A 25,319-nucleotide genomic window follows, 5' to 3' on the forward strand; every position below is an offset into this window, starting at 1 on the left:
GGTCAGTGCTGCGACAGGTGCTGGTCCACGAAGCCCGGCAGGTGTTCGCCGAGCCAGTCGCCCATCTCCATGTCCTCCTTCATGCACGTCTCCAGCACCGACTTGTCGCCGGAAGCACCGGCGCGGTCGGCCGCGGCGATGAGCGTCTTGTAGGAGGCGATCTCGTAGGCCTTGTAGCCGATGGCCGCGAGGACGTTCTTGATGACCTCGTCGTCCGCCGTGATGTGCACGAGGCCGGCGACGGTGCCGACGGCGGCGGTCACCGTCTCCTTCACGGCGGAGGGCGCGGTGCCGTGTCCCGCCATCAGGTGCTCCAGCCGCTCCTGCTGCGAGCGGGAGCGGTCGAGTTCCTTCTGCATGCGCGCGTGCAGGTCGGGATAGGCGGACATGCGGTCGAGCTGCTTCTCGATCGTCTCGATCGCCTGCTTCTCCACGGCGTGCTGGTTGCGGAGGCCGGTGAGGTAGAATTCGCGCGCGTCGGTCGCCATGATTGTTCTCCGTTCGGAAGGCGCGGCGGGAACGCCGGTCGCCGCGGTGGTTTGCGGACTGGGCGGAACACGATTTCCTTGACGCGGGGCGGGGCACGACGAGTTGCCGGGGTCGGACGCGAGGGTTTCGATGCGTGACGGGGACGTTCCGCTCCGCACGGCGGTGGTGATCTTCGGCGCGGCGGTGCGCCCGGACGGCACGCCGAGCGAGACGATGCGGCGCCGGGTCATCGCGGCGGCGCAGGCGGCGATGGGGCTGGTCGCGCCGCTCTACCTGCCGACGGGCGGGCTGGGGCGGAACGGCCCGACCGAGGCCACGCTGATGCGGCGCCTGCTGGAGGAAGCAGGCGTCGACCCCGCCGACATCCTGGAGGAGCCGACGGGCACCGACACCCTTTCCTCCGCCTTCGCGGTCGCGGCGCTGCTGCGGGCGCGTGGCGGCGTGGGGCGGGTGCTCGCGGTGTCCTCGGGCTATCACTTGCGGCGCTGCGTCATGCTGCTACGGCTGGCCGGGGTGCCGGCGGAGGGTGGGGCGGCCGCCCAGCCCGGCCCGGGCTTCGCGGAGTGGCGCTGGCGGCTGCGGGAGGCGCCCGCGCTGCCCTACGACGCGGTCGCCGGGGCCTGGCGGCGCTGGCGGGAGCAATAGCGTAACGCCGGTCATCCGCGCTCTCTGCCGCGCGTTCCATCGCGGAGGAGGCGGTCCTGGCCCACGCGCATCATCCCCACGGCGACCACGCTCACGACGGCCGTGATCATGCCGGCCATGATCATGCCGGCCGCGTGCACCGCAGCCACGCCCACGGCGACCACGTCCACGACGACCAAGATGACGCCGCGCACGACCATGCGGACCGCCCCGCGCCGCCGTCAGGCGGTCACGGCCATGGCGGGCACCACCACGGGCATCATCACGGCCACGCGCATGGCCCCGCGAACTATGACAGTGCCTTCGCGCTGGGCGCGGCGATGAACGTCGCCTTCGTCGCGATCGAGGCGGGGGCGGGATGGTACGCCGATTCCGTCGCGTTGCTGGCGGATGCCGCGCACAACCTGGGCGACGTGGCGGGGCTGCTGCTGGCCTGGTGGGTCGCGCGGCTCGGCAGGCGCCCCGCCACGGCGACGCGGACCTACGGGCTGCGCCGCGCCTCCATCCTCGGCGCGCTCGCGAACGCGGCCTTCTTGCTCGTCGCGGCGGCGCTGCTGGGGGCGGAGGCGCTGCGGCGTTTCGGCGCGCCGGGCGAGGTTCCCGCGAGCATCGTCATCTGGACCGCGGCCGCCGGCATCGCCGTGAACGCCGCGACCGCCGCGCTGTTCTACCGCGGGCGGCACGACGACCTGAACATCCGCGGCGCCTACCTGCACATGGCCGCCGACGCGGCGGTCTCGCTCGGCGTCGTCGTCTCCGGCGTGTTGATCGCGCTGACGGGTTGGGGGGGCTGGACCCGGCGGCGGGGCTGGCGGTCGCGGGGATCATCGCCTGGGGCACCTGGGGGCTGTTCCGCGACGCGCTGGACCTGTCGCTCGATGCCGTGCCGTCCGGGATGGATGCGGCGGCGCTCGGCGACACGCTGCGCCGGTTGCCTGGGGTGGAGGCGGTGCACGACCTCCACGTCTGGGCGCTCGGCACGACGGAGACCGCGGTGACGGCGCATCTCGTACGCGGGGCGGCCGCGGACCCGGATGCCATCCTTGTCGCGGCCACGGAGGTGGCGCGCGCCAGGGGCATCGGCCACGCGACCTTCCAGGTGGAGATGGCGGCGACGGCCGACCTGTGTGCGGGCTGCGCGGCCTGATACCGGTGGGACTGCGGGTGGGGCCGCGGGTCAGGCCGCGGGGAGGTCAGGTCTCCTCCTCGTCCCCGCCCTCGACCGCGATGTCCTCGGCGATGTCGTCATCGTCCTCGAGGTCGTCCGCGTCCTCGACGGCCGCATCGTCCGCGACCTCCTCGGCGTCCACGTCCTCGATGTCCGGGGTATCCCCGGCGGGGACGCGCTTCTTCGGCTTCTCCTCCGGCAGCGGCGCGGCGCGGCGGGCGCGGGGCTGCTCGGCCGGCTGTTCCGTGCCGCATTTCGGGCAGACGGCGGGGGTGCGGGTCAGGTCGTAGAAGCGCGTGCCGCAGGCGACACAGGTGCGCTTGAGGCCGAGTTCGGCTTTGGCCATGGGGACCTTCGGACTGGGGCGCGCCGAGGGGCGCGCCGAGGGGGTCGTGAAAGGGCGCGGCGCATTGCCACGGGCGCCGCGCGCGTGTCAAACGCGCCCGCTTCCTGCCCGGCCTTCCGCATGACCGCCCACGCCCCCCAGCCGCTCCGCGCCGCCCGACCGGGCCGGCCCCTCTCCGGACGGGTCCGGGTGCCCGGGGATAAGTCGGTGTCCCACCGCGCGCTGATGTTCGGGGCGCTGGCGGTCGGGGAGACGACGATCGAGGGGTTGCTGGAGGGGGAGGACGTGCTCCGCACTGCCGCGGCCATGCTGGCACTCGGCGCGGAGGTCGAGCGGGCCGGGGAGGGGCGCTGGCGCGTGGCGGGCCGCGGCGTCGGCGGGTTGGTGGAGCCAGCGGACGTGCTGGACATGGGCAATTCCGGCACGGCGGCGCGGCTGATCTGCGGGCTGCTGGCGGGGCACCCGATCTTCGCGGTGCTGACGGGCGATCCCTCTCTCCGCAAGCGGCCGATGCGGCGGGTGACGGAGCCGCTGTCCGCCTGCGGGGCGCGGTTCTCCGGCCGGTCGGGCGGGCGGCTGCCGCTGGCGGTGGAGGGGGCGGCCGATCCGCTGCCGCTGGACTATGTCGTGCCCGTGCCGTCGGCGCAGGTGAAGTCGGCGGTGCTGCTGGCCGGCCTCTGCGCGCGGGGCACGACCCGGGTGGAGGAGCGCGAGGCGACCCGCGACCACACGGAGAACATGCTGCGCCACTTCGGCGCGACGGTGCGCGTGGAGGCGCGCGGGGACGGGCGGGTGATCGAGCTGGAGGGCCAGCCGGAACTGCGCGCGGCGAACGTCGTCGTGCCGGCCGACCCGTCTTCCGCCGCCTTCCCGATCGTCGCCGCGCTGCTGGTGCCGGGATCGGAGGTGACGATCGAGGGCGTGGGGCTGAACCCGTTGCGGACCGGCCTCTTCGCGACGCTGCGGGAGATGGGCGCGGACATCACCGTCACGAACGAGCGGTTGGAGGGCGGGGAGCCCGTCGGCGACCTGACCGCGCGCCATTCGGACCTGCGCGGCGTGGACGTGCCGCCGGGGCGGGCGCCGTCCATGATCGACGAGTATCCCGTGCTGGCCGTGGCCGCCGCCTTCGCGCGGGGGACGACGCGGATGCGGGGGCTTTCCGAACTGCGCGTGAAGGAGAGCGACCGTCTCTCGGCCACCGTCGCGCTGCTCGGCGCGAACGGCGTGGCGGCGGAGGTCGAGGGGGACGACCTCATCCTGCACCGGAACGGCGCGCCGGCGGCCGGCGGGGGCGTGGTGGCGACGCAGATGGACCACCGCCTGGCGATGTCCGCGCTGGTGATGGGGCTGGCGTCGGATCGGCCGGTGGCGGTGGATGATTCGGCGTTCATCGAGACCTCCTTCCCCGGCTTCGCGGCCATGATGGACGGGCTGGCGGGCGGCGGCGCGATCATGGCGGCCGAGGCGGCCCAGGCGTGATGAAGGTGGGCGTGACGGGGGAGGGCGTGACGGGGGAGGGCGTGACGGAGGAGGGCGGGACGCCCCTCGCGGCCCTGGCGGCGCAGCGGATGGCCGGGGAACCCGATGCGCCCCTGATCATTGCGGTGGACGGGCCGGCGGCGGCGGGCAAGGGGACGCTGGCCCGGCGGCTCGCGGCGGAGCTCGGAGTTCCTTACCTCGACACGGGGCTGCTCTACCGCGCGGTGGCCGCACGGGTGCTGGCGACTGGCGGGCTGCCGACGCACCCCGTCGCAGCCGAGGCCGCCGCGCGATCCCTCGACGCTGCCGACCTGGAGCGGGACGACTTGCGGTCGCCCGCCGTGGACCAGGGCGCGAGCCAGGTCGCGGCCATACCGGGCGTCCGCGCCGCGCTGCTGGACTTCCAGCGCGTCTTCGGGCGCCGTCGCGGCGCGGTGCTGGACGGGCGGGACATCGGCACCGTCGTCTTTCCCGACGCGACGGTGAAGCTCTTCGTCACCGCCTCGGCGGAGGCGCGGGCGCAGCGGCGCTGGCGGGAACGGGCCGCGCGGGGGAGGAGATCCCGCTGCCGGAGGTCGCTGCCGAAATGGCGGTACGGGATGCGCGGGACGCGGCGCGCGACGCGGCGCCGATGCGGGCGGCGGAGGATGCCGCGATCCTCGACACCACCGCGCTGGGCCCGGAGGAGGTGCTCCGGCGCGCGCTGGACGTGGTGAGGGCGGCGCGGGGCTGACGGGGCTCGACCCGTTCCAGGCCGACCATCGTCGGCATCACTGGGGCCGGGTCATCCTTCGAAGCGCGGCTTCTCCGCCCCGGGCGGTTCCGCTCCGCATGGGGCCCTTTCAACCGATCTCCCGCACGGTTCCGGAAACGCGGATGCTGGTCCCCCGGAGGGACGGGATCGCCGCGTGGATGCGACACGGCACGCCCATGTCCTCGCCCTGCACGATCCGGATCGCGGGGCCGTGCGGCCAGCCCGCGTCGCGGAGGGCGCCGGCGAAGGCGGCGGCCGCGGCGCCGGTCGCGGGGTCCTCCGACACGCCGCCGGCCGCGAAGGCGTTGCGGGCATGGAAGAGGGTGTCCGACTCCGCCTGGACCAGGGCGATGGTGACGAGGCCCGCGCGGGTCATCAGATCGCGCCCCGCCGCGAGGTCGTAGGACATGGAGCGCAGCCGCGCCTGTCGCGCAGCGCGAGCAGGAGGTGGCGCGCACCGGCCTGGGCCGTTCGGGGCGGGAGGCGCGGGTCGAGGTCGGCCCCGTCGTAGCCGAACAACCCGAGGGCGGCCGCGACGAGGGCGGGGTCGGCGGGTTCGCTCGACGTCGGCGGGGATTGCAGCGCCGCCGCGGTGAGCGGCCCGTCGCGGCGACCCTCCACGGTGATCTCCGCCTCGTTCAGCAGCAGGCGGTAGGTGCCGTCGCCGGCATGCCGGGCCAGCGCGGCGCCGAGCGCGACGGTCGCGTGGCCGCAGAAGGGGACTTCCATCGCCGGCGCGAAGTAGCGGACGCGCCAGGCGTCATGCTCCGGCACGGCGAAGGCGGTCTCGGAATAGCCGACCTCCGCCGCGACGCGCTGCATAGTCGCCGCGTCCGGCAGGGCGTCGAGCAGGACGACGCCCGCGGGGTTGCCGCCGGCGTTGCCGTCGGAGAAGGCGGCGAGGCGCTGGACGTTCATGCCGCGGTTTCCGCCGGGGCCCGCGCCGCGGCCCCGCGTTCCAACGCGGCCAGGAGGATGCAGAGGGAAATGCCCTCCGCCGCCACGCGCACATCGGGGAGGGACGGGTAGGTCGGGGCGAGGCGCAGCGTGCGGTCATAGGGGTCCACGCCGCCGGGCCAGGTCGCGCCGGCCGGGGTCAGGCCGAGCCCGGCCTCCTTCGCCAGGGCCACGACGCGGCGTGCCGTGCCGTCCGGCCCGTCCACCGTGATGAAGTAGCCGCCTTCCGGCTTCGTCCAGCGGGCGATGCCGAGGCCGCCGAGGCGGGCCGTCAGCGCGTCATGCACCGCGTCGAAGCGCGGCGCGACGACGGCGCGGTGCGCGTCCATGTGGCGGTGCAGCCCCTCCATGTCGCGGAGGAAGCGCACGTGGCGCAGCTGGTTCAGCTTGTCCGGCCCGACCGTGCGCACCGCCGCGCGGGCAAGGAACCAGCGGACATTCGCGGGGGAGGAGGCGAAGAGCGCGAGGCCGGCGCCCGCCAGCGTGACCTTGGAGGTCGAGGCGAAGAGGAAGGCCCGGTCGGGGTGCCCGGCCTCCGCGGTAAGGTCGAGGATGTTGGCGATGGCGTGGCGCCGCTCCGTCAGGTGGTGGACGGCGTAGGCATCGTCCCAGAACAGGCGGAAGTCCGGGGCGCCGGCCGGCAGCGCGGCGAGGCGGCGGATCGTCGTCTCCGCGTAGATCTCCCCGGTCGGGTTGGAGTAGCGCGGGACGCACCAGATCCCCTTCACGGCGGGGTCGCGGACGAGGTCTTCCACGACGTCCATGTCCGGGCCGTTCCCAAGCAGCGGGACGGGGATGGCGCGGATGCCGAAGGCGTCGAGGATGGTGAAGTGCCGGTCGTAGCCGGGCACCGGGCAGAGGAAGGCGGGCGCCTCCTCGCGCGTCCAGGGGCGGGACGAGCCGGGGACGCCGTGCAGCATTGCCCAGGCCACCACGTCATGCATGAGCGCGAGGGAGGAGTTGTCGCCGATCACCACCTGGTCCGGCGGGCAGCCGAGGACCGGGGCGAAGAGGGCGCGGGCTTCCGGCAGGCCCTGGAGGCCGCCGTAGTTCCGCGCGTCCTCCCCGGCTTCCGTGTGCCAGTCGCGGTTGCCGGGCAGCGTGAGCATCCCGTTCGCGAGGTCGAGCTGCTCGGGCGACGGCTTGCCGCGCGTCATGTCGAGGCGGAGGCCACGGGCGCGGAAGGCCTCGTACTCCGTCCGCGTGCGGTCGAGGAGGGCGCGGAGTTCGGCGTCGGGAACGCGGTCAAGGGTGGTCACGGGGGATTTCTCCTGGTCACGGAATGCCGTTGGCGCCGTGCTCGCGATAGCCGGGACGGGTGAGAAGCCGGTCGTGGTAGGCGGCGATCGCCGGACAGTCCGGACGCTCCATCGGCGTCATCCGCCAGCGATTGACGGAGAGGCCGAGGACGATGTCCGCGAGGGTGAAGGTCTCGCCCGCGGCGTAGGCGCCAGTCTGGGCGAGCCGGCCTTCCAGGATGGCCATCGCCGCGTTCCACCCGCGGACCGCCGCCGCGATGCGGGAGGGTTCGGCATGGGCGGGGTCGCGGCGGACGAGGCCGAGGAAGGCGGCGCGCCAGGACGGGTTCAGCTCCGTCGCCTGCCAGTCCATCCACTGCTCCACCACGGCGCGGCCGCGCGGTCGGGCGGGGAGGAGATCGGTCCGGCCGGCCTTGTTCGCGAGATAGCGGCAGATCGCGTTGGATTCCCAGAGCACGCCCGCCTCGTCCAGGAGGACCGGCACGAGGCGGTTGGGATTCAGTGCGAGGAACTCGGGCGTACCGGTCGGGGCGAAGCCGCTGCTGACATCCTCGCGCTCCGGGGTGAGGCCGAGCTCGGCGCAGGTCCAGAGGACCTTGCGGACGTTGATCGAGCTGGCCTTGCCGAGGATGCGGAGCATGGGGCGCCTTCGCGCGGGCGGCTCTCGCGGCCCGGCAACGAACATCTTGTCGCGTGCGGTCCGTGCCTGGGGCAAAGCAGAAATGCTGATGCAGGGCATCAGCGGCCTTGAGGGTTCGCCGCCTTCGTGCCGTGCGAGGGTCGCGCTTCACGCCGCGACGGCGGCGTGACACCGTGGGCGGCCATGCGGTTCGAACAGGCGATCACCTTCCTCTACAGCGACGACGCCGAGGCGTCCTGGCAGTTCTATGAGGAGGTGCTGGAACTCCCGCTGGCGCAGGATCAGGGCACCTGCCGGATCTATGAGGCCGCCCCAGGCGGGCGCGCCTTCCTTGGCGTCTGCCGTGCCCGTGCCCCGCGGGCGACGGACAACCCCCGGGCGGTCGGTGGCGTGGTCTTCACCTTCGCGACGCGGGAGGTCGAGGCCTGGCACGCGCGGCTGGCCGCGGCGGGGATCGAGGTGCCGCCGGCAGTGGAGTATTCCGACCACTATCGGGTGACCCACTTCTTCTTCCGCGACCCCGCGGGATACCAACTGGAGGTGCAGCGCTTCGACCGGCCGGACTGGGCGGGGCCGGATTGGGCAGTGCCGGACTGGGCGGTGCCGGGCTGGGCGGTGCCGGAAGGTTAAGGGCTCGTCATCGTTTTGCTTGCAAGGGCGCAGGCCGATCTTTAGATGACGGCAGCCGCGGTCTCGCGGTCCGTTCGCATGCGCGGGCGCTCCCCCACGGGCCCGGTCACCCCGGGCAAGACGTGCCGCCCCGCATTACGGGAGCGGGGCGCAGGACCCCCGGGTGCCGGCCCTCTTCGAGAGGAGGGCGCCCGAACCCCAGGAAAAACCGACCGCATGGCATCCGCCACAATGCTCGACCGCCCGTCTTCCGGCGGCATGGAAGATTTCGCTGCCCTCCTCGACGAGACGCTTGGCCCGGATACCGGCTTCGCAGGCTCCGTCGTCACCGGACGCGTGGTCCGCATCGACGATGACGTCGCCGTCGTGGATGTCGGCCTGAAGAGCGAGGGGCGCGTTCCCCTCCGTGAATTCGCCCCGCAGGGGGCCAAGCCCGAGGTCAAGCCGGGCGACACCGTCGAGCTGTTCGTCGAGCGCTACGAGGACCGGGACGGCACCATCGTCCTGTCGCGCGAGAAGGCGCGGCGCGAGGAAGCCTGGACGAACCTCGAGAAGCTGTTCCAGGCGCAGCAGCGCGTGAACGGTACGATCTTCGGCCGCGTGAAGGGCGGCTTCACCGTGGACCTCGGCGGCGCGGTCGCGTTCCTCCCCGGGTCGCAGGTGGACATCCGCCCGGTGCGCGACGTCGGCCCTCTGATGGGTTCGCCGCAGCCCTTCCAGATCCTGAAGATGGACCGCGCCCGCGGGAACATCGTGGTCTCCCGCCGCGCCGTGCTGGAAGAGACGCGTGCGGAGCAGCGCTCCGAGCTGATCCAGGGCCTGAAGGAAGGCATGATCCTCGACGGCGTGGTGAAGAACATCACGGACTACGGCGCCTTCGTGGACCTGGGCGGCGTGGACGGGCTGCTGCACGTCACGGACATCGCCTGGCGCCGCATCAACCACCCGTCCGAGGCGCTGACGATCGGCCAGCCGGTGCGCGTGCAGGTCATCCGGTTCAACCCGGAGACGCAGCGCATCTCGCTCGGCATGAAGCAGCTGGCGGCGGATCCGTGGGATGGCGTCGCGGTGAAGTACCCGGTGAACGGCAAGTTCTCCGGCCGCGTGACGAACATCACGGACTACGGCGCCTTCGTGGAGCTGGAGCCGGGCGTCGAGGGCCTGGTGCACGTGTCCGAGATGTCCTGGACGAAGAAGAACGTCCATCCGGGCAAGATCGTCGCGACGTCGCAGGAAGTGGACGTGCTCATCCTCGACGTGGACGAGCCGAAGCGCCGCATTTCGCTCGGCCTCAAGCAGGCGCAGGGCAACCCGTGGGAGGTGTTCCTCGAGAACAACGCCCCGGGCTCCGTGGTCGAGGGCGAGATCCGGAACATCACGGAGTTCGGCCTGTTCATCGGCATCGGCCCGGACCTGGACGGCATGGTACACATGTCCGACCTGTCCTGGGACCTGCCGGCCGAGGTCGCGATGGGCGCCTACAAGAAGGGCGACATCGTCAAGGCCAAGGTTCTGGACGTGGACGTCGAGAAGGAGCGCATCTCGCTCGGCATCAAGCAGCTGGAGAGCGATCCGGCGGCCGAGGTGCTGGACAAGATCCGCAAGGGCGAGGTCGTGACCTGCACCGTCACCAAGGTCGAGGCGAACGGCATTGAGGTGAAGGTGGACGAGGTCCTGACGGGCTTCATCCGCCGCGCCGAGCTTGCGCGTGACCGCGGCGACCAGCGCCCCGAGCGCTTCGCCGTCGGCGAGACGGTGGACGCGAAGGTGACCGCCGTGGACCGCGCCGCGCGCCGCCTGACCCTGACGATCAAGGGCAAGGAGGTCGAGGAGGAGCGGCAGGCGATGCAGGAGTACGGCACGTCCGACTCCGGTGCGTCGCTCGGCGACATCCTCGGCGCCGCGATCCGTCGCCGGAACGTCGGCGAGGAGTAATCCGCCCGACAGGGTGATTAGGATAGGGCCGCTCCCTCGGGGGCGGCCCTTTTCGTTGGAGGTGCCGGTGGTCCGGCTCGTCGCCTTTCTGCTCGCCCTCTGCACCGTGCCGGCGACGGCCCAGCCGGTTCGGATCGGGCCGGGCGAGGTCGGCCCGCCCGGGAGCGGCGCGCCCCACGTTCTGCACCTGCCCCGCGGCGAGGGGCCACATCCCGCCGTCGTCCTGCTGCATGGCTGTTCCGGCATCACGCCGACCGTCCGCCGTTGGGCCGCGCAATTGGCCGGGTGGGGCTATGCGGCCCTCGTCCTCGACAGTTTCGGGCCGCGCGGCGTGCGGAACGTCTGTCGCGAGGCGGGCGGCAGCGCGCCGCGGGACGGGGTGAACGTCTCGCCGCGCGAGCGGGCGGAAGACGCCTTCGCCGCCGCGGCCTTTCTCCGGTCCCGTTCCGATGTGCGGCCGGACGGCGTCTCGGCGGTCGGGTTTTCGCACGGGGGCAGCACGGCGCTCGTCGTCGCGTCCCGGACTGCGGCCGAGCGGAACGGGGCCGCACCCTTCGCGGCCGTGGTGGCCTTCTATCCCTGGTGCCCGCGCACGGGGGCCCCCCTCGCCAGCCCGTTGCTCGTGCTGACGGGCGATGCGGATGACTGGACGCCGGCGGATCGGTGCCAGGCGCTCCGGGCGGCGTGGCGGCCGGAGTTCGGCCTGTATTTGCTCCAGGTCTATCCCGGCGTGACGCATGCCTTCGATTCGCGGGGCACGGGCCGCGTGTATTTCGGGCACGTCATCCGTCCCGACCCGGCGGCGACGGAGGACGCGGCTTTGCGCCTCCGCCGGTTCCTCGACGCACCGGGCTGATCGCCTCGACAGGGCCGCCGCGGACGCCTCTACTCCTGGCATGCCGCACCCGCCGCGCGTCGCGATCCTCGGCCTGCATCTCGAGGTGAATGCCTTTTCCCCGCCCACGACGCGACGTGACTTCGAACAGCAGTGCTGGGTGGAGGGCGAGGCGATCACGCACTCGGCCCGCGGCGCGGTGACGGAGATGCCGGCGGAGTTCCCGGGCTTTTATCGCCGCATGGATGAGACCGGACCTTGGCAGCCGGTGCCGCTGATCGCGATCGCCGCGCCGCCGGGCGGGACGATGGAACGGGGGCTGTACGCGCGATTCCTGGCCGAGGTCCGGCGCCGCCTGGAGGTGGCGGGCGCGGTGGATGCGGTCTACTTCGCGAACCACGGCGCGTCGCGCGCGGCGGAGGACGACGACACGGACGGCACCATCCTCGCGATGGTGCGGGAGGTCGTGGGCCCGGAGGTGCCGGTCGTCGGGACGCTCGACCTGCACTGCAACGTCTCGGACCGGCAGATCGCGCTGGCCGACCTGCTGATCGGCTACCGCACGAACCCGCACGTGGACATGCGCGAACGCGCCGCGGAGGCCGCCGACGCGATCCGTGCGCGGCTGGCGGGCGAGGCACGGCCGGACGTGGCCTTCATCCGCCTGCCCCTGACGCCCCCGACCGTGACGCTGCTCAGCGACGGCGGCCTGCCCTACGCCCAGGCGATCCGTGAGGGCGAGCGGCTGCGGGCGGCGGATCCGGATATCCTGAACGTCTCGGTCACCGGCGGCTTCGTGTTCACGGACATCGCGAAATGCGGCCTTTGCATCTGGGTGGCCGCGCGGGCGGGGCAGGGTGGCAAGGCGCGGGCGGCGGCGGAGCGGCTGGCCCGCGGCATCTGGGACGAACGGCACCGCTTCCGGCGCGACCTGACCCCGATCCCCGACGCGGTGGCAGAGGCCGTCGCGACCGGGGCCGACCCGTCACGTTCGCCCCTCATCCTGGCGGATGTGGCGGACAATCCGGGCGGGGGCGGCGGAGGCAACACGTCGGAACTGCTGGCGGCGCTGCATGGGGCGGGCGCAAGAGGCGTCATCCTCGGCGTCTTCGTGGACCCCGTGTTGGCGGCAGAGGCGCACGCCGCCGGCGAGGGTGCGGCGTTGGAGGCCGTGTTCAACCGCACGCCGTCACCCTTCGCGGACCGGTTCGCCGCGCGCGCCATCGTGCGGCGCCTGTCGGACGGCCAGGGGGTCGGCCGTCGTGGCACCATCGCGGGGCGCGCCTTCTCGCTCGGGCCGAGCGCATTGCTGGAGCTGGAGGGAAGCGGCCTACGGGTCGTCGTCGGGTCGCTGCGCCGCCAGTGCCTCGACCCCGCGCAGTTCGAGTTGCTGGGTGTTGACCCCGCTGCGGCACGGATCATCGTCGTGAAGTCGCGCGGCCATTTCAGGGCGGGCTTCGCCGGTTACGCGCCGGAGGAGCGGGTCTGGGAGGTGGACGGTCCCGGCTTCGTCAGCCCCGTCCTCTCGCGCTTCGCGTTCCAGGGCCTGCCGCGGCCGGTCTATCCGCTCGATCCCGACGCAGCCTGGCCGGCGTGACGGAAACGAAACTTCACCTCCCGAGCGTGTGATTGTGCTTTAGCCCGGGATCAGGGCGCTGGTAACGTGTCCGTGATCCGGGAGCCCTACCCCTCCCTGGCCTGAGGCAGTTCCATGCTCGACGCCCTCGAGTTCTCGCCCGCCGAGGCGGCCGTCGCGGCCGGCGGCCAGCCCGGCTTCCTGTTCGCGACGGGCATCGAGAACAGCGCCCCCGTCGTGCACGGCGTGCGCCGCGACCAGATCGTCGAATGCGGCCACGACGTGCGATGGGAGGAGGACTTCGCCCTCGTGCGCGAGGTCGGCTGCCGGTTCCTGCGCTACGGCCCGCAGCTGCACCGCACGCTGCTGGCACCGGGCCGGCACGACTGGTCCTTCGCGGACGAGACCTTCGCGGGCCTGCGCCGGCACGGGATCACGCCGATCGTGGACCTCTGCCATTTCGGCGTTCCCGACTTCATCGGCGACTTCCAGAACCCGGACTTCCCGGAGGTCTTCGCCGACTACGCCGGCGCCTTCGCGCAGCGCTTTCCCTGGGTGCAGCTCTACACCCCGGTGAACGAGATGTTCATCACAGCCGTCTTCTCGGCGAAGTACGGCTGGTGGAACGAGCACCGGTGCGACGACCAGTCCTACGTCACGGCGATCCGGAACATCGTACGGGCCAACGTGCTGGCAATGCGCGCGATCCTCGCGGTGCGGCCCGACGCGCTCTTCGTGCAGTCGGAGTCCACCGAGCATTTCCACCCCGAATGCCCGCGCGCCCTGCACCATGCGGAGTTCCGCAACGGCGAGCGCTTCCTCACGCTCGACCTGAACTACGGCCACCGCGTGGACAGCACGATGTACGAGTTCCTCCTCGACAACGGCCTGACGCGCGACGACTACCGCTTCTTCATGGGTGCTGCCGACCTGCGCCCGCACTGCATCATGGGCAATGACTGGTACGCGACGAACGAGCACCTGATCCGCGAGGACGGCGGGAGCCGCTGGGCCGGCGAGGTCTTCGGCTACGCCCCGGTCACCCGTGCCTATCACGAACGCTACCGCCTGCCCGTGATGCACACCGAGACCAACTGCGACGAGGGCCCGAACGGCGACGAGGCGGAGCGCTGGCTGTGGAAGCAGTGGGCCGGCGTCATGCGCCTCCGCGCCGACGGCGTGCCGCTGCTGGGCTTCACATGGTACTCGCTGACCGACCAGATCGACTGGGACACGGCGCTGCGCGAGCACCGCGGCCAAGTGAACCCGCGTGGCCTCTACGACCTGGACCGCCGTCCCCGCGCCGTCGGGCGTGCCTACGCCCGCCTCATCCGCGACTGGTCGTCGGTGCTGGCCCGCGGCGGGTCATGCCTGCAGCCTGCGTTGAGCGCGGTTCGGTAGGGGCCTGTTGGGGTAACGCGCGTGGCCCCGGGGGGAGGGCGTTGCCCTCCTCCCGGACCCACCACCCACCAGGGGCGAACGCGCCCTTGGACCCGCGATGTGGAAGAAGGCGCCCCCGGGCTGAGGGGTGGTCTACAGAGTGGGGTCCAGGGAACGCGTCCCCTGGCGGATGGAGATCCGGAGGAAGGCAGCGCCTTCCTCCGGAGTCACCAGCACCACCCCAACGGGCCTTTACCGGACTGCGCTCAGCGCTGCCGCCGGGCCTGTTCCGCCACGGCTGCGGCCGGGGAGCCGACGCGGGTGGACTGGTCGTCGCGGGCGCCGGTGATGTTGCCGGCGCAGGTGCCGTTCTCGACCATCGTGCGATAGCCCTGGGCGGTCGGGCCGCAGGCGCGGATGAGCATTTCGCGGTGGGGACCTCGCGCGTCGTAGACGTCGCGGACGAACTTATCGACCTCGGTATTGGCCTGACGGCGGTCGGCCTCGGCCTTTGGCGAGGCGGCGATGCAGGCGCGCCAGGCTGCCACGGCGGAGTCGCAGGTCGCGTCGCCGGTGGAGGGCGGGGTGACCGAATTCGCGACGGCGCGGGACCGGACTTCCCGCGCGCTCGAAGGGGCTGGGGTTTGGGCGAAGGCCGGCAAGGCGAGCGACGTCCAGGCCAGCGTAGCGAGGAGGATGGCGGGGCGTGGTGCGGTCATGCGTCTCTCGTCGCGCCTGATGGGGCGGGGGCGGGTCAGGAGGACTATAGCGTCCCGGACAAGCAGGGGGGAGGGGGCAGATCAGCCGCCCGCCCAAAGGAGGGAGCGGAGCGGCCGGCAAGGCGTCGGTCTTCCCTTGGCGCCCGGCCGGACGCTCCCGGCACGCTGCCGATAGCGGGTGCCTATGCCTGCCTCGGTTCGAGCAGGAAAACAGCGTGCTAGCGCCCGCCCGAGCCGACGACATCCGGGGGCGACCGGATGTAGGATGAGGCATGCCCACCCCTTCCCCATTTCCGCGTCCGGATCCGCTGCCGGGGTCCGGTTCAGGCCTGGAGGCCGACCTGCTGCTCGATCGGCGCCGGCTGAAGCGCAGCCGCGGCTGGTGGCGGGGGGCGGCCGTGCTTCTCGTTCTGCTCGGGATCGGGATGGTGCTGGCGCGGAACGAGTTGCTGGAGGGGGCGCCTTCGCCGGGTTCGGCGGGCCGCACCTGCTGCGGCTGACGGTGAGCGGCACGATCGCCGAGGACAGGCGGCTGGTGGAGGCGGTGGACCGTGCCGCGCGCAATGCCTCGGTCCGGGGGTTGATCCTCGTCGTGGACAGCCCGGGCGGGACGGTCGCGGGGGTGAGTCGCTCCATGCCGCGCTGTCGCGGTTTCGGCAGGCGGGTAAGCCGGTCGTGGCGACGCTGACAGGCACGGCGGCCTCGGCCGGCTACATGATCGCGATGCCGGCCGAGCGGATCTGGGCGCGGGAAGGGACGGTCACCGGCTCGATCGGCGTCCTGCTGCAATCCTTCGAGGCGAGCGAGGCACTGCGGCGGCTGGGGGTGGGCGCAGAGGCCATCACGTCCGGTCCGCTGAAGGACCAGCCCCCCCTTCCGGCCGCTGACGGAGGAAGGGCGGGCAGCGCTGCAGGCCGTGGTGTCGGACCTGCATTCGCAGTTCGTCGGGATGGTCGCGCGCGGTCGCAACATACCGGAGGAGCGGGTGCGGGAGATCGCGGACGGTCGCGTCGTGACGGGGCGGCAGGCCGTCTCGCTCGGGCTGGTGGACGCGATCGGGGGCGAGGCGGAGGCGCGCGGCCACCTGGCAACGGCACACGGGATCGCGCGCGAGGTGCCAGTTCGCGACCTCCGGACGCGCGACCTGACGGATCGCGCCTTCGGTGCAAGCCTCGCGGAAGCCTTCGGGGAGGGGATGGCCGCGGGCGTGGCGCGGGCGCTGAAAACCTTTGTGCTTGAAGGGGTTGGCGTTGACGGCATCCGGGCGCTTTGGCAGCCTCCGGGGACCTGGAGGGGTGCGAGCGCGGCGCGGTGAAGGCACTCGGCCCGTCCTCGCCGCGGTCGGTTCCGGCCGCTGGGGCGGAACCGATGCGGCCCGGCGGGCAGGGCGGGGGGAGCATGACCAAGTCGGAGCTGATAGCCGCCCTCGCGGAAGCGAACCCGCATCTCCGGCCGCTCGATGCCGAGATGATCGTCAACACGATCTTCGACGAGATCACGGCGGCGCTGTCCCGCGGCGACCGAGTGGAGCTGCGCGGCTTCGGTGCCTTCTCGGCCAAGCGGCGGGATGCGCGGACGGGGCGGAATCCGCGGACTGGCGAGTCCGTGGCGGTGGCCGGGAAGGCGGTGCCCTATTTCAAGCCGGGCAAGGAGTTGCGGGAACGGGTGAATGGCGGCCCGTTGCAGCGCGCGTCGCGGCGGGTGCCCGTTTCGGTGGAGGGATAAGCCGGTCTGCCGGTGGGGTGTGCGGGAGACCCCAGGCGCGTGGCCCGGTTCCTGCGCCCCCGATGGGTGATCCGATACACGGCAGGTGCCGGCTGTCAGGCCCCCGCTGGCCGTGCCGCCCGGACGGCGCCGTCCGGGACCTGTCTCCCGGAGGAGCAGCGGGTCCGCGGCCGCGCATGCGGAACGCCGGACCCGTTGATGCCCGCGGCCGTCGGGCCCAAAACGGGGCCGGACGCATCTCAGGAAGGAGGCCGGGGCCATGTGGCGCCTGTTGCTGATCGGGCCGCTGCTGGTCCTGCTGATCCTCTTTGCCTTGTCGAACATGGCGCCGGTGCCGGTGACGCTGTGGCCCTTCGACCTCGTCTGGCAGGCGCCGCTCGCGATGGCGGTCCTGGCCGTGTCGGCGGTGGCCTTCCTGCTTGGCGCCTTCGTTGCGTGGTCGGCGGGGATGCGGGCGCGGCGGGACGGGCGCGCGGCGATGCGGGAAAGGGACCGGCTGCTGGCCGAGGTCTCGGAATATCGGGCGCGGGAGGCGAAGCGCGTCGAGGCGGAGCGGTTCGGCGAGGCGCTGCCCGCAGAGTCCCGGGCGCTGCGCACGGCGGCGTATGGTCGCTCCACGCGGCCCTGACGCGCGGTGCGCCAGGGCAGCGGTGGACGCGGCGCCACGTCGGGACCTGGCTGCGGCCCGCGGCGGGCCTCCGCTATACTTTGAAGCGGGACCGGGTCTCCGGCGCGAAGATCTCTTCCGGCGTGAGTCGGCGGTGGCAGACACCCTGTTCGTGTGCCCAGGTGGTGAAGGCCTCCAGCGTCGCGCGGTTCGGCTCGATGCCGTAGGGCCAGCCGTCGCCGCCGATCAGGTCGCGGGCTTCGCGGCCGCGCTCGGCGGTCCAGGGGAGCGGGAAGTAGGAGAGGGTGACGTCGTTCAGGCGCGCGAGGGAGCGGTCCTTCGCGGTCTCCAGCGCGTTCAGCAGGTTCAGCGCCATCCAGCGGTGCCGCTCGTAGAGGTCCCGCCGCAGGACGACGACGTGCATGATCGGGAAGATGCCGGTGCGCCGGAGGAAGTCCTCCTCGGCTGCCCGGTAGTCGGCGAAGAGGCGGCGGAAGCGGCCGTCGGAAACGGGGGCCGGCGGACGGGCGGAGAGGACGCAGTCCAGGTCGCCGGCCAGCAGCATCTCGGACAGCGAGCGGTCGGGGACGGGGGTGAGGCGCAGCCCCTCGGGCAGGGCGAGCTTCACCTTCTCCACCCGCCCGCGGTCGTTCACGCCGGCCTGGTGCCAGTGGATCGAGGCGAGGTCCACGCCGTGGTGGTGGGCGAGGATGCCGCGCGAATAGACCGCCGCGGTCTGGGCCCATTCCGGCACGCCGACGCGCTTGCCGGCGAGCTGCGACGGGTCGGTCAGGTCCGAATCCGCGCGGACGTAGAAGGACGAATGGCGGAACATCCGCGACACGAAGGCGGGGATGGGGACGAGCGTGTCGTCACCCTGGGAGAGGAGGGAGACGACCTTTGCGAAGGACATCTCGGAGACGTCCCATTCGCGGTGGAAGGTGAAGCGGTAGAAGATCTCCTCCACCGGCATGCGGAGGACCGTCAGGTCGGCGCCGGGCACGGGCACCGTGCCATCGAGGACGTCGCGGACGTGGTCGTATTCGGACAGCGCGACGGTGATGGGAATGTTGGGCAAGGGACGGGCGCTCCGGTGGGCGGACCCGGGCGTCGGCGGTGTCCGTCGGGTCCGAGGGGTCTATGCCGCGCGACCGCCGCGGGAGTGAAGTGGGCCGATGGCGATCCGGGGTGCCGGGCCGGCGCCGGCGCCGGCCGGCGGAGGCGGCTCTACTCGACCTTGATGCCGATTTCGCGGATGAGCGCGCCATACTTCTCCCGGTCCGCGGCGATGAGAGCTGCGAAGGCCTCGGGCGTGGTCGCGAAGGGCTCGAGGCCGCCGGCGGCCTCGAGACGCGCGCGCAGGTCAGCGTCCTGGAGGGCGGCCTGCGTCTCCTCGCGCAGCCGCGCCAGGATCGGCGCGGGCAGGCCGGCGGGGGCAAAGAGGCCGAGCCAGATCGTGACCTCGTAGCCCGGGTAGGTCTCGGCGATCGTGGGGAGGTCGGGGAAGGCGTCTGACCGGCGCGGCCCCGTGACGGCGAGCGCGCGGAGCTTACCATCGCGCACGAGCGGGGCGGAGGAGGTGCCGGAGAAGACGGCGACGGTGTCGCCGGCGACGGTCGCGGTGACCGCCGGCGTTCCGCCGCGGAAGGGCACGTGGAGGAGGCTGATGCCGGCGCGGCGCATCAGCATTTCCATCGCCAGTTGGTGCTGGGAGCCGGAGCCGCCGGACGCATAGGCCAGCGGCGGGTCGCTCCGACGGGCGAGGTCCACGAACTCCGCGAGGGTGCGGGCGGGGAGGCGCGGATTGATCGCGAGGAGGAACTGGTTGGAGGCGACGCTGGCGACCGGAATAAGGTCCGTCGCGACGTTCACCGGCGGGCGTTCGTAGATCCACGGGTTCACGGCGAAGACCGTGTCCTGCGCGAAGAGGAGCGTGGTGCCGTCCGGGCGCGCCTTGGCCGCGGCATCGGCAGCGATGAGGCCATTGGAGCCGGGGCGGTTTTCCACGACCACAGGCTGGCGCAGGCGTTCGGTGAGGGACTGTGCGAGGATTCGCGCCGCGACGTCGGGCGCGCCGCCGGGCGGGATCGTGGTGATCAGGCGGATCGGACGATCGGGGTAGGTCGGCTGGGCCTGCGCTGCCGGCACGAGGGGAAGGGCGGCCGCGGCGAGAGTTCGCCTGTGCATCATCGCGTTCGGTTCCTCCCTGCTCCTTCCGGCGCGTATCCGGAAGATCGCTTGGGGGTCGGCCCGGGACAAGCGGGGCCGGCCGCACGAAGCCGGGCGTCAGCGGGCGTAGATGCGGTCGAGGACGGCAGAGACCTGGACCAGCCACTCGCAGGCCGGGTCGAAACGCGCGCCGGCCGCGAGGCGGGTGGCCCAGTCGGCGGCGGCGCGTGCGCCCCAGGCGTCGGGCGGGGCGGCGAGGGTTTCGCGCGCGGTGCCGCGGTAGCGTTCGGCGACGAAGTCGTAGAAGGAGCCGTTGACGTTCGTCAGCGCGGCGCCGCCGTCGGTTCCGTGGAAGGCGGCGGCGATCACGGCATCCTGACCGGCCTGGAGGCGCCAGGAGCAGGCGAGGCGGATCACGGTTCCCGTCGCGAGTTCCATCGTCGCGACGGCGTAGTCCTCCACGCGGTCGGTGCGTCCGGCGAGTGGTTCGCCCCCGGCCACGAGGTGCGATTCGACGCGCGTGACGGCGGGGAAGTCGAGGACCCAGAGGGCGAGATCCACGAGATGGACGCCGAGGTCCATGACGCAGCCGCCGCCGGAGAGCGCGGGGTCGTAGAACCACGGCTTGTCCGGGCCGTAGGCGTTGTGGAAGGTGAGATCGGCGGCGAACACGCGGCCGAGTTCGCCGCGCGCGATCAGGTCGCGGATGGCGACCATTCCGGCGGTGTGGCGGTAGGACAGGTCCACGGAGAGCAGGCGGTCCGCGGCGCGGGCGGCGTCGACCACCGCACGCGCTTCCGCCGCGTTGCGGCCGAGCGGCTTCTGGCAGAAGACGGCGACGCCGCGTTCCAGGGCGCGGATGGATTGTTCGGCATGCAGGGCGCTGGGAGTGGCGATGACGATGCCGTCGAGGCCGGCGGCGAGGAGGGCGTCGAGGTCGGGGAGGATCTCCGCGCCGGGCGCGAGTTCGACGGCGGCGCGGGCCATGTCGTCGGACGGGTCGGAGACGGCGGCGATCTCGGTGATGCCCGTCTCGGCGATGGCGCCCATACGGTGACGGCCGATCCAGCCGACGCCGAGGAAGCCCAGGCGCGGTTTGGCGGGCATCGCTTTCAGGGCCGCGCTCACGGAATCACCAGGGCTTTCAGGAAGCCGTCGGGGCGGTCGCGCGTGGCGTCCAATGCCTCGTCCAGGCGGTCGAGCGGAAAGCGGTGGGTGTAGAGCGGGCGCGGGTCGAGGCGGCCGTTGGCCACGGCGTCCACGGCTTCGCGGATGCCCTGTACATAGATGTTCGGGTCGCGTTCGTGGGCGTTGATCACGTCGAGGCCACGCCAATTCCAGAGCCACATGTTGACCTGGCGCGGACCGTCCTGGTGGTAGCCGGCGACGACGAGGCGGCCGCGTTCCTTCGTGATCTCCGCCGCGAGGTCGAGGGGCCATTGCTTGCCGACGGCTTCGATCACCACGTCGCAGAACTGGCCGTCGGTGAGGTCCTTCACGCGGCCGATGATGCCGTGGTGATCCTCCATCGGGATTGTCTCGGCTGCCCCGAAGTCGCGGGCGACGTCGAGGGAGAAGGGGCGGCGCGAGATGGCAATGACGCGCGCGCCGGCATCGGTCGCGAGGCGCGTCAGTATTGCGCCGAGGAAGCCGATGCCGAGAATGGCGACGGTCATGCCGGCGCGGATTTCCGCACGACGGAAGATGTTGAAGGCGCAACCCAAGGGTTCACCGGGGAAGGGTTCGCCGGCGAGGGTGGCGGGAAGTCGGACGACCGCTTCGGCTTCGGCGATATCGTGCGTGGCGTAGGCCTTATAGGAGAGTGCGGCGACGCGGTCGCCGACGGCGACGCTCGACACTCCGTCGCCCAGCGCATCAACCACGCCCCAGCCTTCGTGGCCGAGGTCGCCGGGCTTGGTCGGGAACTGCATCCAGTCCGGGCCCGACCACGGAACGAGGTTCGAGGCGCAGACGCCGCAGCCTTCCAGGCGCAGGCGGACCTGTCCCGGCCCGGGTTTCGGCAGCGGCGCTTCTGCCAGGCGCAGCGTGCCGGGGCCGGTCAGGACCGCCGCGCGCATCTGCGGGGCCAGTCTCAGCGCGGCGCTCATGCCGGCACGGGTTCGGCGGAGGCGGAGGCCGGGGCGTAGCGGTGGATCATCTCCGAGCAGAAATCGGCGAATTCCTGAGGATCGTAGGGAGGGGAGGTGTGGTGCTGCCCGGGGCCTCGGTCCTCCGGCGTGAAGCAGAAGGTGACGGTCACGTCGAAGTCGGCCAGTGCCTCCATCTGCCGGTCGAACCAATCCAACGCATTGGGGCGGTAGTAGTCGGCCCAGGACAGGCCGGTGCGGAGGTAGGTGACGCCGAGTTTCTTCATCCATCGCACGGCGTCGTCGAGGCGATGATCCTCGAAATGGAACCACTGCACGAGGCCCATCTCCGGCGCGAAGCGGGGGAAGATGTCCGCGGCAGGCTTCGGCGAGCCGTCTTCGCGCAGCAATCCCATGTAGAAATGGCGGTAGTAGGAGGAGCCTTCCGCTTCCCTGTGGCGGGTCGTCGCGCCCCAGGCCTGTGGCAGGTCGTAGAGGGAGTACCACTGCACGCGCGGGGCACGGCCGATCAGGTGCTTCGCCGTAGTCTCCAGGCCCCAGACCTGGACTTCCTCGGCGCCGAAGGTGGAGATGCCGACTTCCGAGACCCAGACAGGCTTGTCGGTAACGGCCTTGATCTCCTCAAGCTTGCCTGGCCACTCGTGGATGTTCCAGAGATTCCAGTCCAGCGGGAACCCGTGCACGGCGACAGCGTCCATGTGATCGAGCGCGCCGTAGCCCGCCATGAGGTTCACGAAGGACGGGTCGATCGGGGACATGCCACCGAGGACGCGGGTGATGCGTGGGTTGGCCTGGTGGATGGCGCGTCCCGCAAGCTTCGCCATGGCCCCGAACTTCTCCCAGCGCGGATCGAGCTCGGGGTCCCAGTGGGACTTGTTGTTCGGCTCGTTCCAGATCATCGCGGCTTCGATCATCGGGCCAAGGCTTCCTTGATGACACCCTTCGCGGGGTAAACGGCGCCGTCGAGGGAGGGCGGCGTGACGCGGCGGCAGAGGTAGACTTCGCGTTCCGGATGCTCCGCCACCTCGAAGCCGGCGGAGCGGAGCATGGCCTCCGCACAGGCGGCATTCGGGATCCACCAGTTCGTCGGATCGCCCGCGTAGTAGCGCTCGACGAAGTGGAGCTTTGGGTAGGCGTGGTCGTCGAAGTGCGACTCCTCGGAGAAGTCGTAGTTCTCCTGGTTCTCGTATTCGTCCGCAGATCCGCGCTGCAGAGACTGGAAGAGCAGGAGGTCGCCGGCGACGTGCTCGTGGATCAGGTCGAGCGCCAGCAGCGGGTGTCTGAGATGGTAGAGGACGCCCATGAAGATGACGAGATCAAAGCGTTCGCCGAGGGCCGCAACGTCGTAGACGTCGAGGCGGCGAAACTCGATGTCCATGCCCGTGGCTTCCGCGGCGAAGCGGGCCTGGGCCAGGTAGCGGTCGTCGCTGTCGATGCCCAGCACGCGCGATGCGCCGCGACGCTTCATCTCAAGGCTATAGAACCCGCCGTTGCAGCCGATATCGAGGACCGACTTGCCTGTCAGGTCCTCCGGGATCACGTGGGCGAAGCCGCGGAACTTCGTCGCGGGATAGTCGTGCAGGAAGTGATTCGGCGCGGTCTTCACCCCGCCGAGGTCAAGGTTGTGGAACCAGTCGCCGAGGGATTCGGCCCGGCGCCGGACCTCCTCGATCGGGATCTTCACGGTCAGCGTCATGCGACGGCCTCCGTTGCGGCGGGCGCGCCGAGGCGCGCGAAGATGGATAGGAGTTCGTCCACGCGATCGGTGCAGGAATGGCGGGCGCGGATCGTCTCCAGCCCGTGTGAGACGAGTGAGGCGCGGAGCGCGGGATCGTGCCGGATGGCGCGGAGGTGCTGTTCCATTTCCGCCGGCGTGCGCGCCATCAGGAAGTCGGTGCCGACGCGGAACAGGCCTTCGCTGTCGCTCCAGGGCGCGGAGACCAGCGGGATGCCACAGGCCAGCGCTTCGAAGACGCGTATGGTCGGGATGCCGGGCAGGACGCGGGTGTAGAAGCTTCGGGGTACGTGCACGGTCGCGAGGTGATGCGACAGGACTTCCGGCGCGCGGGCGTTCGGCAGCCAGCCGCGATAGGTCGCGCCGTAGCGGGACAGCAGCGCCAGGGCTTCGTCCGGGTAGCGGACACCATGAACCGAGAGCGGGAGGCCGGTGCGCTGCGCGGGGCGGAGGAGGTAGTCTTCCAACTCCGCAGTGCGTTCGCCGTCGCCCCAGTTGCCGATCCAGACGAGGCCGTCGCGATCCGTCGCGATCGCCGGGGGCTGGAAGAGGCGAAGGTCCGCGGCCTCGTGCCAGACGAAGACGCGGCCGCGCCAGCCCCAACGCTCATACACCTCGGCCAGCGTGGCGCCGAAGGCGAGGACGCCGTCGTAGCCCGACAGGTCGAAGGCGCGGATCGCGTCGGGATCGGAGACCGCCCGGTGATGCGTATCGTGGAACAGAAGCGTGAACCGGCCACCATGGGCGCGGGCGCGCCCGATGGCGCCGACGAGGGCCGGGTGGTTCCATTCATGAACGATGACGAGGTCGGCGCCGTCGAGCGCGGCTTCCGCGTCGTCATCCGTTGCGAAGATGGTGGAGGACAGGTCGGGGTAGGTTTCCCGCCAGGCGTCCAGGCCGGGTTCGCCGTGATCGCGCAGCAGGTTTTGCAGGCTCCAGGCACCGACAGGCTCCAGGGCGCGGACGTCGTGGCCGCGGGCGACGAGGTCGCGCAGCACGCCCCGCAGGAAATGCGCGTTGCCGTGGTTCCAGCAGGACGCAAGGGAATGGGTGAAGTAGACGATCCTCATGCGGCGCTCCGGCGGCGGAGAAGTTCTGCGTAGAGGGCGTGGGTCGTGGCGGCCGTGGCCTCCACGGTGTAGCGGGCGGCGCGGGCGCGGGCGCGCTCTCCGGCCTCGGCCGGATCAGCGGACAGGGCGGCGACGGCGCGGGACGCCGCAGCATCGTCGTGTGCCGGAACGAAGGTCGCGGCGCCGTCCCACAATTCGCGAAAGGTCGGGATATCGGAGAGGACGAGGGGGCAGCCGTTCTGCGCCGCCTCCAGGACGGAGAGGCCGAAGGGTTCGTAAACAGCGAGGGATACGAAGACCGGGCGATGCGCGAGGTATGCGGCGATGCCGGCCTCGTCCTGTGGGCCGAGGAGGTGGGCATGGGCCGCGCGCACTTCGGCGCCGTGCGGCGCGAGCGTGGGACCTGCGGCGAGAAAAGGAAGGTCGAGACGCGCGGCGGCGCGGTCGAACCCAGCGAGGTTCTTGGCGTCGTCCCAGAGCCGGCCGACGGTGAAGGCGAAGTGTGGCGGTAAGCCCGGTGCAGGCACGGCGGCAACTGCGGCGCGCCCGTTGTGGACGGCGCGCGGCGCGACCGGCAGGGCATAGGCGCGTGCGGTCGCGGCGGCGAAGGCACGGGTGGGCGCCATCAGCAGGTCGGCGCGCCCATAGCCGCGGCGCAGCAGGTCGGTGCGCCAGGCGAAGTCGGCGGGGAGCGGTCCCTTGCGCACCGCGTCCCACCAGGTCGAGACGCAGGAATGGCAGGCGGCGAGAACCGGCGCAGTGAAGCGCGATTCGGCAAGCAGGGCCGGGGAATTCAGGTGGACAACGTCCGGCCGGACCTCGCGCGCGAGGTCCGCGAGCGCCTGGCCGGCCATCGCAACCTGCTGCGGCGAGTCGGCGAGCCATTCCAGCGGCAGTCCGGTGTCACGCAGGACCAGCCCCGGGACGGCCCGCGCCCGGGCCACCTTTGACCCGTCCGGCGACGGGCCCAGCACGGCGAGGGTGGTGCGAACGCCGTAGGCGACCAACCCGCGCGCGAGGTCCAGCGCGTAGGTCCAGACGCCCCCGACGGCGTCGGCCGTCATGAGCAGATGGGTCATCCGGCCGCCCG

The 25,319-nt window shown here is 72.0% G+C and carries 27 protein-coding genes and 3 pseudogenes; 16 read left to right on the top strand and 14 right to left on the bottom strand.

The window, feature by feature from the left end:
• Positions 1-2: 2 nt before the first annotated feature.
• On the bottom strand, positions 3-488 hold the full coding sequence (locus tag ACE7GA_RS11905) for a DUF892 family protein (RefSeq protein ID WP_376099633.1): 486 nt from the start codon (positions 486-488) through the stop codon (positions 3-5).
• 130 nt (positions 489-618) lie between these two features.
• Here ACE7GA_RS11905 and ACE7GA_RS11910 point away from each other — a divergent pair, with 130 nt between their 5' ends.
• The 3 genes from ACE7GA_RS11910 (at position 619) to ACE7GA_RS11920 (ending at position 2,281) form a co-directional block, all read left to right on the top strand.
• A complete protein-coding gene (locus ACE7GA_RS11910; RefSeq protein WP_376099635.1) occupies positions 619-1,134 on the top strand; it encodes a YdcF family protein in 516 nt (171 codons plus the stop codon).
• A gap of 134 nt (positions 1,135-1,268) precedes the next feature.
• Positions 1,269-2,132: a cation diffusion facilitator family transporter gene (locus ACE7GA_RS11915; RefSeq protein ID WP_376099637.1), complete on the top strand. Its 864-nt coding sequence runs from the start codon at positions 1,269-1,271 to the stop codon at positions 2,130-2,132.
• A complete protein-coding gene (locus tag ACE7GA_RS11920; RefSeq protein WP_376099639.1) occupies positions 2,084-2,281 on the top strand; it encodes a hypothetical protein in 198 nt (65 codons plus the stop codon). Before ACE7GA_RS11915 ends, ACE7GA_RS11920 begins: the two co-directional genes overlap by 49 nt.
• A gap of 46 nt (positions 2,282-2,327) precedes the next feature.
• Here ACE7GA_RS11920 and ACE7GA_RS11925 read toward each other — a convergent pair whose 3' ends face one another.
• Positions 2,328-2,648, bottom strand: a complete 321-nt coding sequence (locus tag ACE7GA_RS11925) for a TIGR02300 family protein (RefSeq protein WP_376099641.1) — start codon at positions 2,646-2,648, stop codon at positions 2,328-2,330.
• Positions 2,649-2,768: 120 nt separating this feature from the next.
• Between ACE7GA_RS11925 and aroA the strand changes: the two genes are divergently transcribed.
• Positions 2,769-4,130 (top strand): 3-phosphoshikimate 1-carboxyvinyltransferase, encoded by a 1,362-nt coding sequence (aroA, locus tag ACE7GA_RS11930; protein ID WP_376099643.1) that lies wholly within the window; start codon positions 2,769-2,771, stop codon positions 4,128-4,130.
• Positions 4,131-4,243: 113 nt separating this feature from the next.
• A pseudogene (locus ACE7GA_RS11935) lies at positions 4,244-4,863 on the top strand ((d)CMP kinase).
• A gap of 109 nt (positions 4,864-4,972) precedes the next feature.
• Here the strand turns inward: ACE7GA_RS11935 and ACE7GA_RS11940 are convergent.
• From ACE7GA_RS11940 to ACE7GA_RS11950, 3 genes and pseudogenes are all read right to left on the bottom strand, one after another.
• A pseudogene (locus ACE7GA_RS11940) lies at positions 4,973-5,802 on the bottom strand (PhzF family phenazine biosynthesis protein).
• The gene (locus ACE7GA_RS11945) at positions 5,799-7,100 is read right to left on the bottom strand and encodes an aminotransferase class I/II-fold pyridoxal phosphate-dependent enzyme (protein WP_376099645.1); all 1,302 of its coding nucleotides are present in this window, start codon (positions 7,098-7,100) and stop codon (positions 5,799-5,801) included. The pseudogene ACE7GA_RS11940 and the gene ACE7GA_RS11945 overlap by 4 nt, the downstream one beginning before the upstream one ends.
• Positions 7,101-7,116: 16 nt before the next feature.
• The gene (locus tag ACE7GA_RS11950; protein ID WP_376099647.1) at positions 7,117-7,740 is read right to left on the bottom strand and encodes a glutathione S-transferase family protein; all 624 of its coding nucleotides are present in this window, start codon (positions 7,738-7,740) and stop codon (positions 7,117-7,119) included.
• Between the two features lie 183 nt (positions 7,741-7,923).
• Between ACE7GA_RS11950 and ACE7GA_RS11955 the strand changes: the two genes are divergently transcribed.
• The 5 genes from ACE7GA_RS11955 to ACE7GA_RS11975 all read left to right on the top strand — a co-directional run bounded on the left by ACE7GA_RS11955 (position 7,924) and on the right by ACE7GA_RS11975 (position 14,117).
• The gene (locus ACE7GA_RS11955; RefSeq protein WP_376099649.1) at positions 7,924-8,370 is read left to right on the top strand and encodes a VOC family protein; all 447 of its coding nucleotides are present in this window, start codon (positions 7,924-7,926) and stop codon (positions 8,368-8,370) included.
• A 216-nt stretch (positions 8,371-8,586) separates the two neighbouring features.
• Positions 8,587-10,305, top strand: coding sequence for a 30S ribosomal protein S1 (gene rpsA / locus ACE7GA_RS11960; protein WP_376099651.1), 1,719 nt, complete (start codon positions 8,587-8,589; stop codon positions 10,303-10,305).
• 67 nt (positions 10,306-10,372) lie between these two features.
• Positions 10,373-11,161 (top strand): dienelactone hydrolase family protein, encoded by a 789-nt coding sequence (locus tag ACE7GA_RS11965; RefSeq protein ID WP_376099653.1) that lies wholly within the window; start codon positions 10,373-10,375, stop codon positions 11,159-11,161.
• Between the two features lie 40 nt (positions 11,162-11,201).
• Complete coding sequence (locus tag ACE7GA_RS11970) at positions 11,202-12,737, top strand: M81 family metallopeptidase (RefSeq protein ID WP_376099655.1); 1,536 nt, start codon at positions 11,202-11,204, stop codon at positions 12,735-12,737.
• 114 nt (positions 12,738-12,851) lie between these two features.
• Positions 12,852-14,117, top strand: a complete 1,266-nt coding sequence (locus ACE7GA_RS11975; RefSeq protein ID WP_376099657.1) for a family 1 glycosylhydrolase — start codon at positions 12,852-12,854, stop codon at positions 14,115-14,117.
• Between the two features lie 245 nt (positions 14,118-14,362).
• Here the strand turns inward: ACE7GA_RS11975 and ACE7GA_RS11980 are convergent, their stop codons facing one another.
• Positions 14,363-14,815: a hypothetical protein gene (locus ACE7GA_RS11980; RefSeq protein WP_376099659.1), complete on the bottom strand. Its 453-nt coding sequence runs from the start codon at positions 14,813-14,815 to the stop codon at positions 14,363-14,365.
• Between the two features lie 272 nt (positions 14,816-15,087).
• On the opposite strand from ACE7GA_RS11980, the gene ACE7GA_RS11985 reads away from it, so the two are divergent.
• The 6 genes and pseudogenes from ACE7GA_RS11985 to ACE7GA_RS12010 all read left to right on the top strand — a co-directional run bounded on the left by ACE7GA_RS11985 (position 15,088) and on the right by ACE7GA_RS12010 (position 17,168).
• On the top strand, positions 15,088-15,315 hold the full coding sequence (locus tag ACE7GA_RS11985; RefSeq protein WP_376099661.1) for a hypothetical protein: 228 nt from the start codon (positions 15,088-15,090) through the stop codon (positions 15,313-15,315).
• Between the two features lie 2 nt (positions 15,316-15,317).
• Complete coding sequence (locus ACE7GA_RS11990; protein WP_376099663.1) at positions 15,318-15,503, top strand: hypothetical protein; 186 nt, start codon at positions 15,318-15,320, stop codon at positions 15,501-15,503.
• A pseudogene (locus ACE7GA_RS11995) lies at positions 15,491-15,619 on the top strand (S49 family peptidase); the annotation flags it as partial. The gene ACE7GA_RS11990 and the pseudogene ACE7GA_RS11995, both read left to right, overlap by 13 nt.
• Before the next feature lie 115 nt (positions 15,620-15,734).
• A complete protein-coding gene (locus tag ACE7GA_RS12000; protein ID WP_376099665.1) occupies positions 15,735-16,130 on the top strand; it encodes a S49 family peptidase in 396 nt (131 codons plus the stop codon).
• A gap of 83 nt (positions 16,131-16,213) precedes the next feature.
• Entirely contained in the window at positions 16,214-16,540 is a 327-nt protein-coding gene (locus ACE7GA_RS12005; RefSeq protein ID WP_376099667.1) for an integration host factor subunit beta, read from the top strand.
• A 259-nt stretch (positions 16,541-16,799) separates the two neighbouring features.
• Positions 16,800-17,168, top strand: coding sequence for a LapA family protein (locus ACE7GA_RS12010; protein WP_376099669.1), 369 nt, complete (start codon positions 16,800-16,802; stop codon positions 17,166-17,168).
• Between the two features lie 73 nt (positions 17,169-17,241).
• On the opposite strand, the gene ACE7GA_RS12015 is transcribed toward ACE7GA_RS12010, so the two are convergent.
• The 8 genes from ACE7GA_RS12015 to ACE7GA_RS12050 all read right to left on the bottom strand — a co-directional run bounded on the left by ACE7GA_RS12015 (position 17,242) and on the right by ACE7GA_RS12050 (position 25,308).
• Entirely contained in the window at positions 17,242-18,225 is a 984-nt protein-coding gene (locus ACE7GA_RS12015) for a hypothetical protein (protein ID WP_376099671.1), read from the bottom strand.
• Positions 18,226-18,374: 149 nt separating this feature from the next.
• A complete protein-coding gene (locus tag ACE7GA_RS12020; protein WP_376099673.1) occupies positions 18,375-19,337 on the bottom strand; it encodes a Bug family tripartite tricarboxylate transporter substrate binding protein in 963 nt (320 codons plus the stop codon).
• A gap of 96 nt (positions 19,338-19,433) precedes the next feature.
• Entirely contained in the window at positions 19,434-20,423 is a 990-nt protein-coding gene (locus ACE7GA_RS12025) for a Gfo/Idh/MocA family protein (protein WP_376099675.1), read from the bottom strand.
• Between the two features lie 17 nt (positions 20,424-20,440).
• Positions 20,441-21,424, bottom strand: coding sequence for a zinc-binding dehydrogenase (locus ACE7GA_RS12030; protein WP_376099677.1), 984 nt, complete (start codon positions 21,422-21,424; stop codon positions 20,441-20,443).
• Positions 21,421-22,338: a beta-xylosidase gene (locus ACE7GA_RS12035; protein WP_376099679.1), complete on the bottom strand. Its 918-nt coding sequence runs from the start codon at positions 22,336-22,338 to the stop codon at positions 21,421-21,423. Before ACE7GA_RS12035 ends, ACE7GA_RS12030 begins: the two co-directional genes overlap by 4 nt.
• Positions 22,335-23,120, bottom strand: coding sequence for a TIGR04290 family methyltransferase (locus ACE7GA_RS12040; RefSeq protein WP_376099681.1), 786 nt, complete (start codon positions 23,118-23,120; stop codon positions 22,335-22,337). Before ACE7GA_RS12040 ends, ACE7GA_RS12035 begins: the two co-directional genes overlap by 4 nt.
• Positions 23,117-24,229, bottom strand: coding sequence for a glycosyltransferase (locus ACE7GA_RS12045; protein ID WP_376099683.1), 1,113 nt, complete (start codon positions 24,227-24,229; stop codon positions 23,117-23,119). The genes ACE7GA_RS12040 and ACE7GA_RS12045 overlap by 4 nt, the downstream gene beginning before the upstream one ends.
• Complete coding sequence (locus ACE7GA_RS12050; RefSeq protein WP_376099685.1) at positions 24,226-25,308, bottom strand: glycosyltransferase; 1,083 nt, start codon at positions 25,306-25,308, stop codon at positions 24,226-24,228. The genes ACE7GA_RS12045 and ACE7GA_RS12050 overlap by 4 nt, the downstream gene beginning before the upstream one ends.
• Positions 25,309-25,319: the final 11 nt, after the last annotated feature.

The organism is Roseomonas sp. CCTCC AB2023176 (assembly GCF_042259275.1).
Taxonomy (GTDB): Bacteria; Pseudomonadota; Alphaproteobacteria; order Acetobacterales; family Acetobacteraceae; genus Roseomonas.

What these genes read in the sequence shown, in the direction of transcription:
- ACE7GA_RS11975 (WP_376099657.1), top strand. Translation starts at nt 12,852, where the DNA reads ATGCTCGACGCCCTCGAGTTCTCGCCCGCCGAGGCGGCCGTCGCGGCC.
- ACE7GA_RS12005 (WP_376099667.1), top strand. Translation starts at nt 16,214, where the DNA reads ATGACCAAGTCGGAGCTGATAGCCGCCCTCGCGGAAGCGAACCCGCAT.
- ACE7GA_RS11970 (WP_376099655.1), top strand. Translation starts at nt 11,202, where the DNA reads ATGCCGCACCCGCCGCGCGTCGCGATCCTCGGCCTGCATCTCGAGGTG.
- ACE7GA_RS11925 (WP_376099641.1), bottom strand. Translation starts at nt 2,648, where the DNA reads ATGGCCAAAGCCGAACTCGGCCTCAAGCGCACCTGTGTCGCCTGCGGC.
- rpsA (WP_376099651.1), top strand. Translation starts at nt 8,587, where the DNA reads ATGGCATCCGCCACAATGCTCGACCGCCCGTCTTCCGGCGGCATGGAA.
- ACE7GA_RS12040 (WP_376099681.1), bottom strand. Translation starts at nt 23,120, where the DNA reads ATGACGCTGACCGTGAAGATCCCGATCGAGGAGGTCCGGCGCCGGGCC.
- ACE7GA_RS12025 (WP_376099675.1), bottom strand. Translation starts at nt 20,423, where the DNA reads ATGCCCGCCAAACCGCGCCTGGGCTTCCTCGGCGTCGGCTGGATCGGC.
- ACE7GA_RS11955 (WP_376099649.1), top strand. Translation starts at nt 7,924, where the DNA reads ATGCGGTTCGAACAGGCGATCACCTTCCTCTACAGCGACGACGCCGAG.
- ACE7GA_RS12045 (WP_376099683.1), bottom strand. Translation starts at nt 24,229, where the DNA reads ATGAGGATCGTCTACTTCACCCATTCCCTTGCGTCCTGCTGGAACCAC.
- ACE7GA_RS12050 (WP_376099685.1), bottom strand. Translation starts at nt 25,308, where the DNA reads ATGACCCATCTGCTCATGACGGCCGACGCCGTCGGGGGCGTCTGGACC.
- ACE7GA_RS11905 (WP_376099633.1), bottom strand. Translation starts at nt 488, where the DNA reads ATGGCGACCGACGCGCGCGAATTCTACCTCACCGGCCTCCGCAACCAG.
- ACE7GA_RS11980 (WP_376099659.1), bottom strand. Translation starts at nt 14,815, where the DNA reads ATGACCGCACCACGCCCCGCCATCCTCCTCGCTACGCTGGCCTGGACG.
- aroA (WP_376099643.1), top strand. Translation starts at nt 2,769, where the DNA reads ATGACCGCCCACGCCCCCCAGCCGCTCCGCGCCGCCCGACCGGGCCGG.
- ACE7GA_RS12035 (WP_376099679.1), bottom strand. Translation starts at nt 22,338, where the DNA reads ATGATCGAAGCCGCGATGATCTGGAACGAGCCGAACAACAAGTCCCAC.
- ACE7GA_RS11950 (WP_376099647.1), bottom strand. Translation starts at nt 7,740, where the DNA reads ATGCTCCGCATCCTCGGCAAGGCCAGCTCGATCAACGTCCGCAAGGTC.
- ACE7GA_RS11985 (WP_376099661.1), top strand. Translation starts at nt 15,088, where the DNA reads ATGCCCACCCCTTCCCCATTTCCGCGTCCGGATCCGCTGCCGGGGTCC.
- ACE7GA_RS12020 (WP_376099673.1), bottom strand. Translation starts at nt 19,337, where the DNA reads ATGATGCACAGGCGAACTCTCGCCGCGGCCGCCCTTCCCCTCGTGCCG.
- ACE7GA_RS12030 (WP_376099677.1), bottom strand. Translation starts at nt 21,424, where the DNA reads ATGAGCGCCGCGCTGAGACTGGCCCCGCAGATGCGCGCGGCGGTCCTG.
- ACE7GA_RS11910 (WP_376099635.1), top strand. Translation starts at nt 619, where the DNA reads ATGCGTGACGGGGACGTTCCGCTCCGCACGGCGGTGGTGATCTTCGGC.
- ACE7GA_RS12010 (WP_376099669.1), top strand. Translation starts at nt 16,800, where the DNA reads ATGTGGCGCCTGTTGCTGATCGGGCCGCTGCTGGTCCTGCTGATCCTC.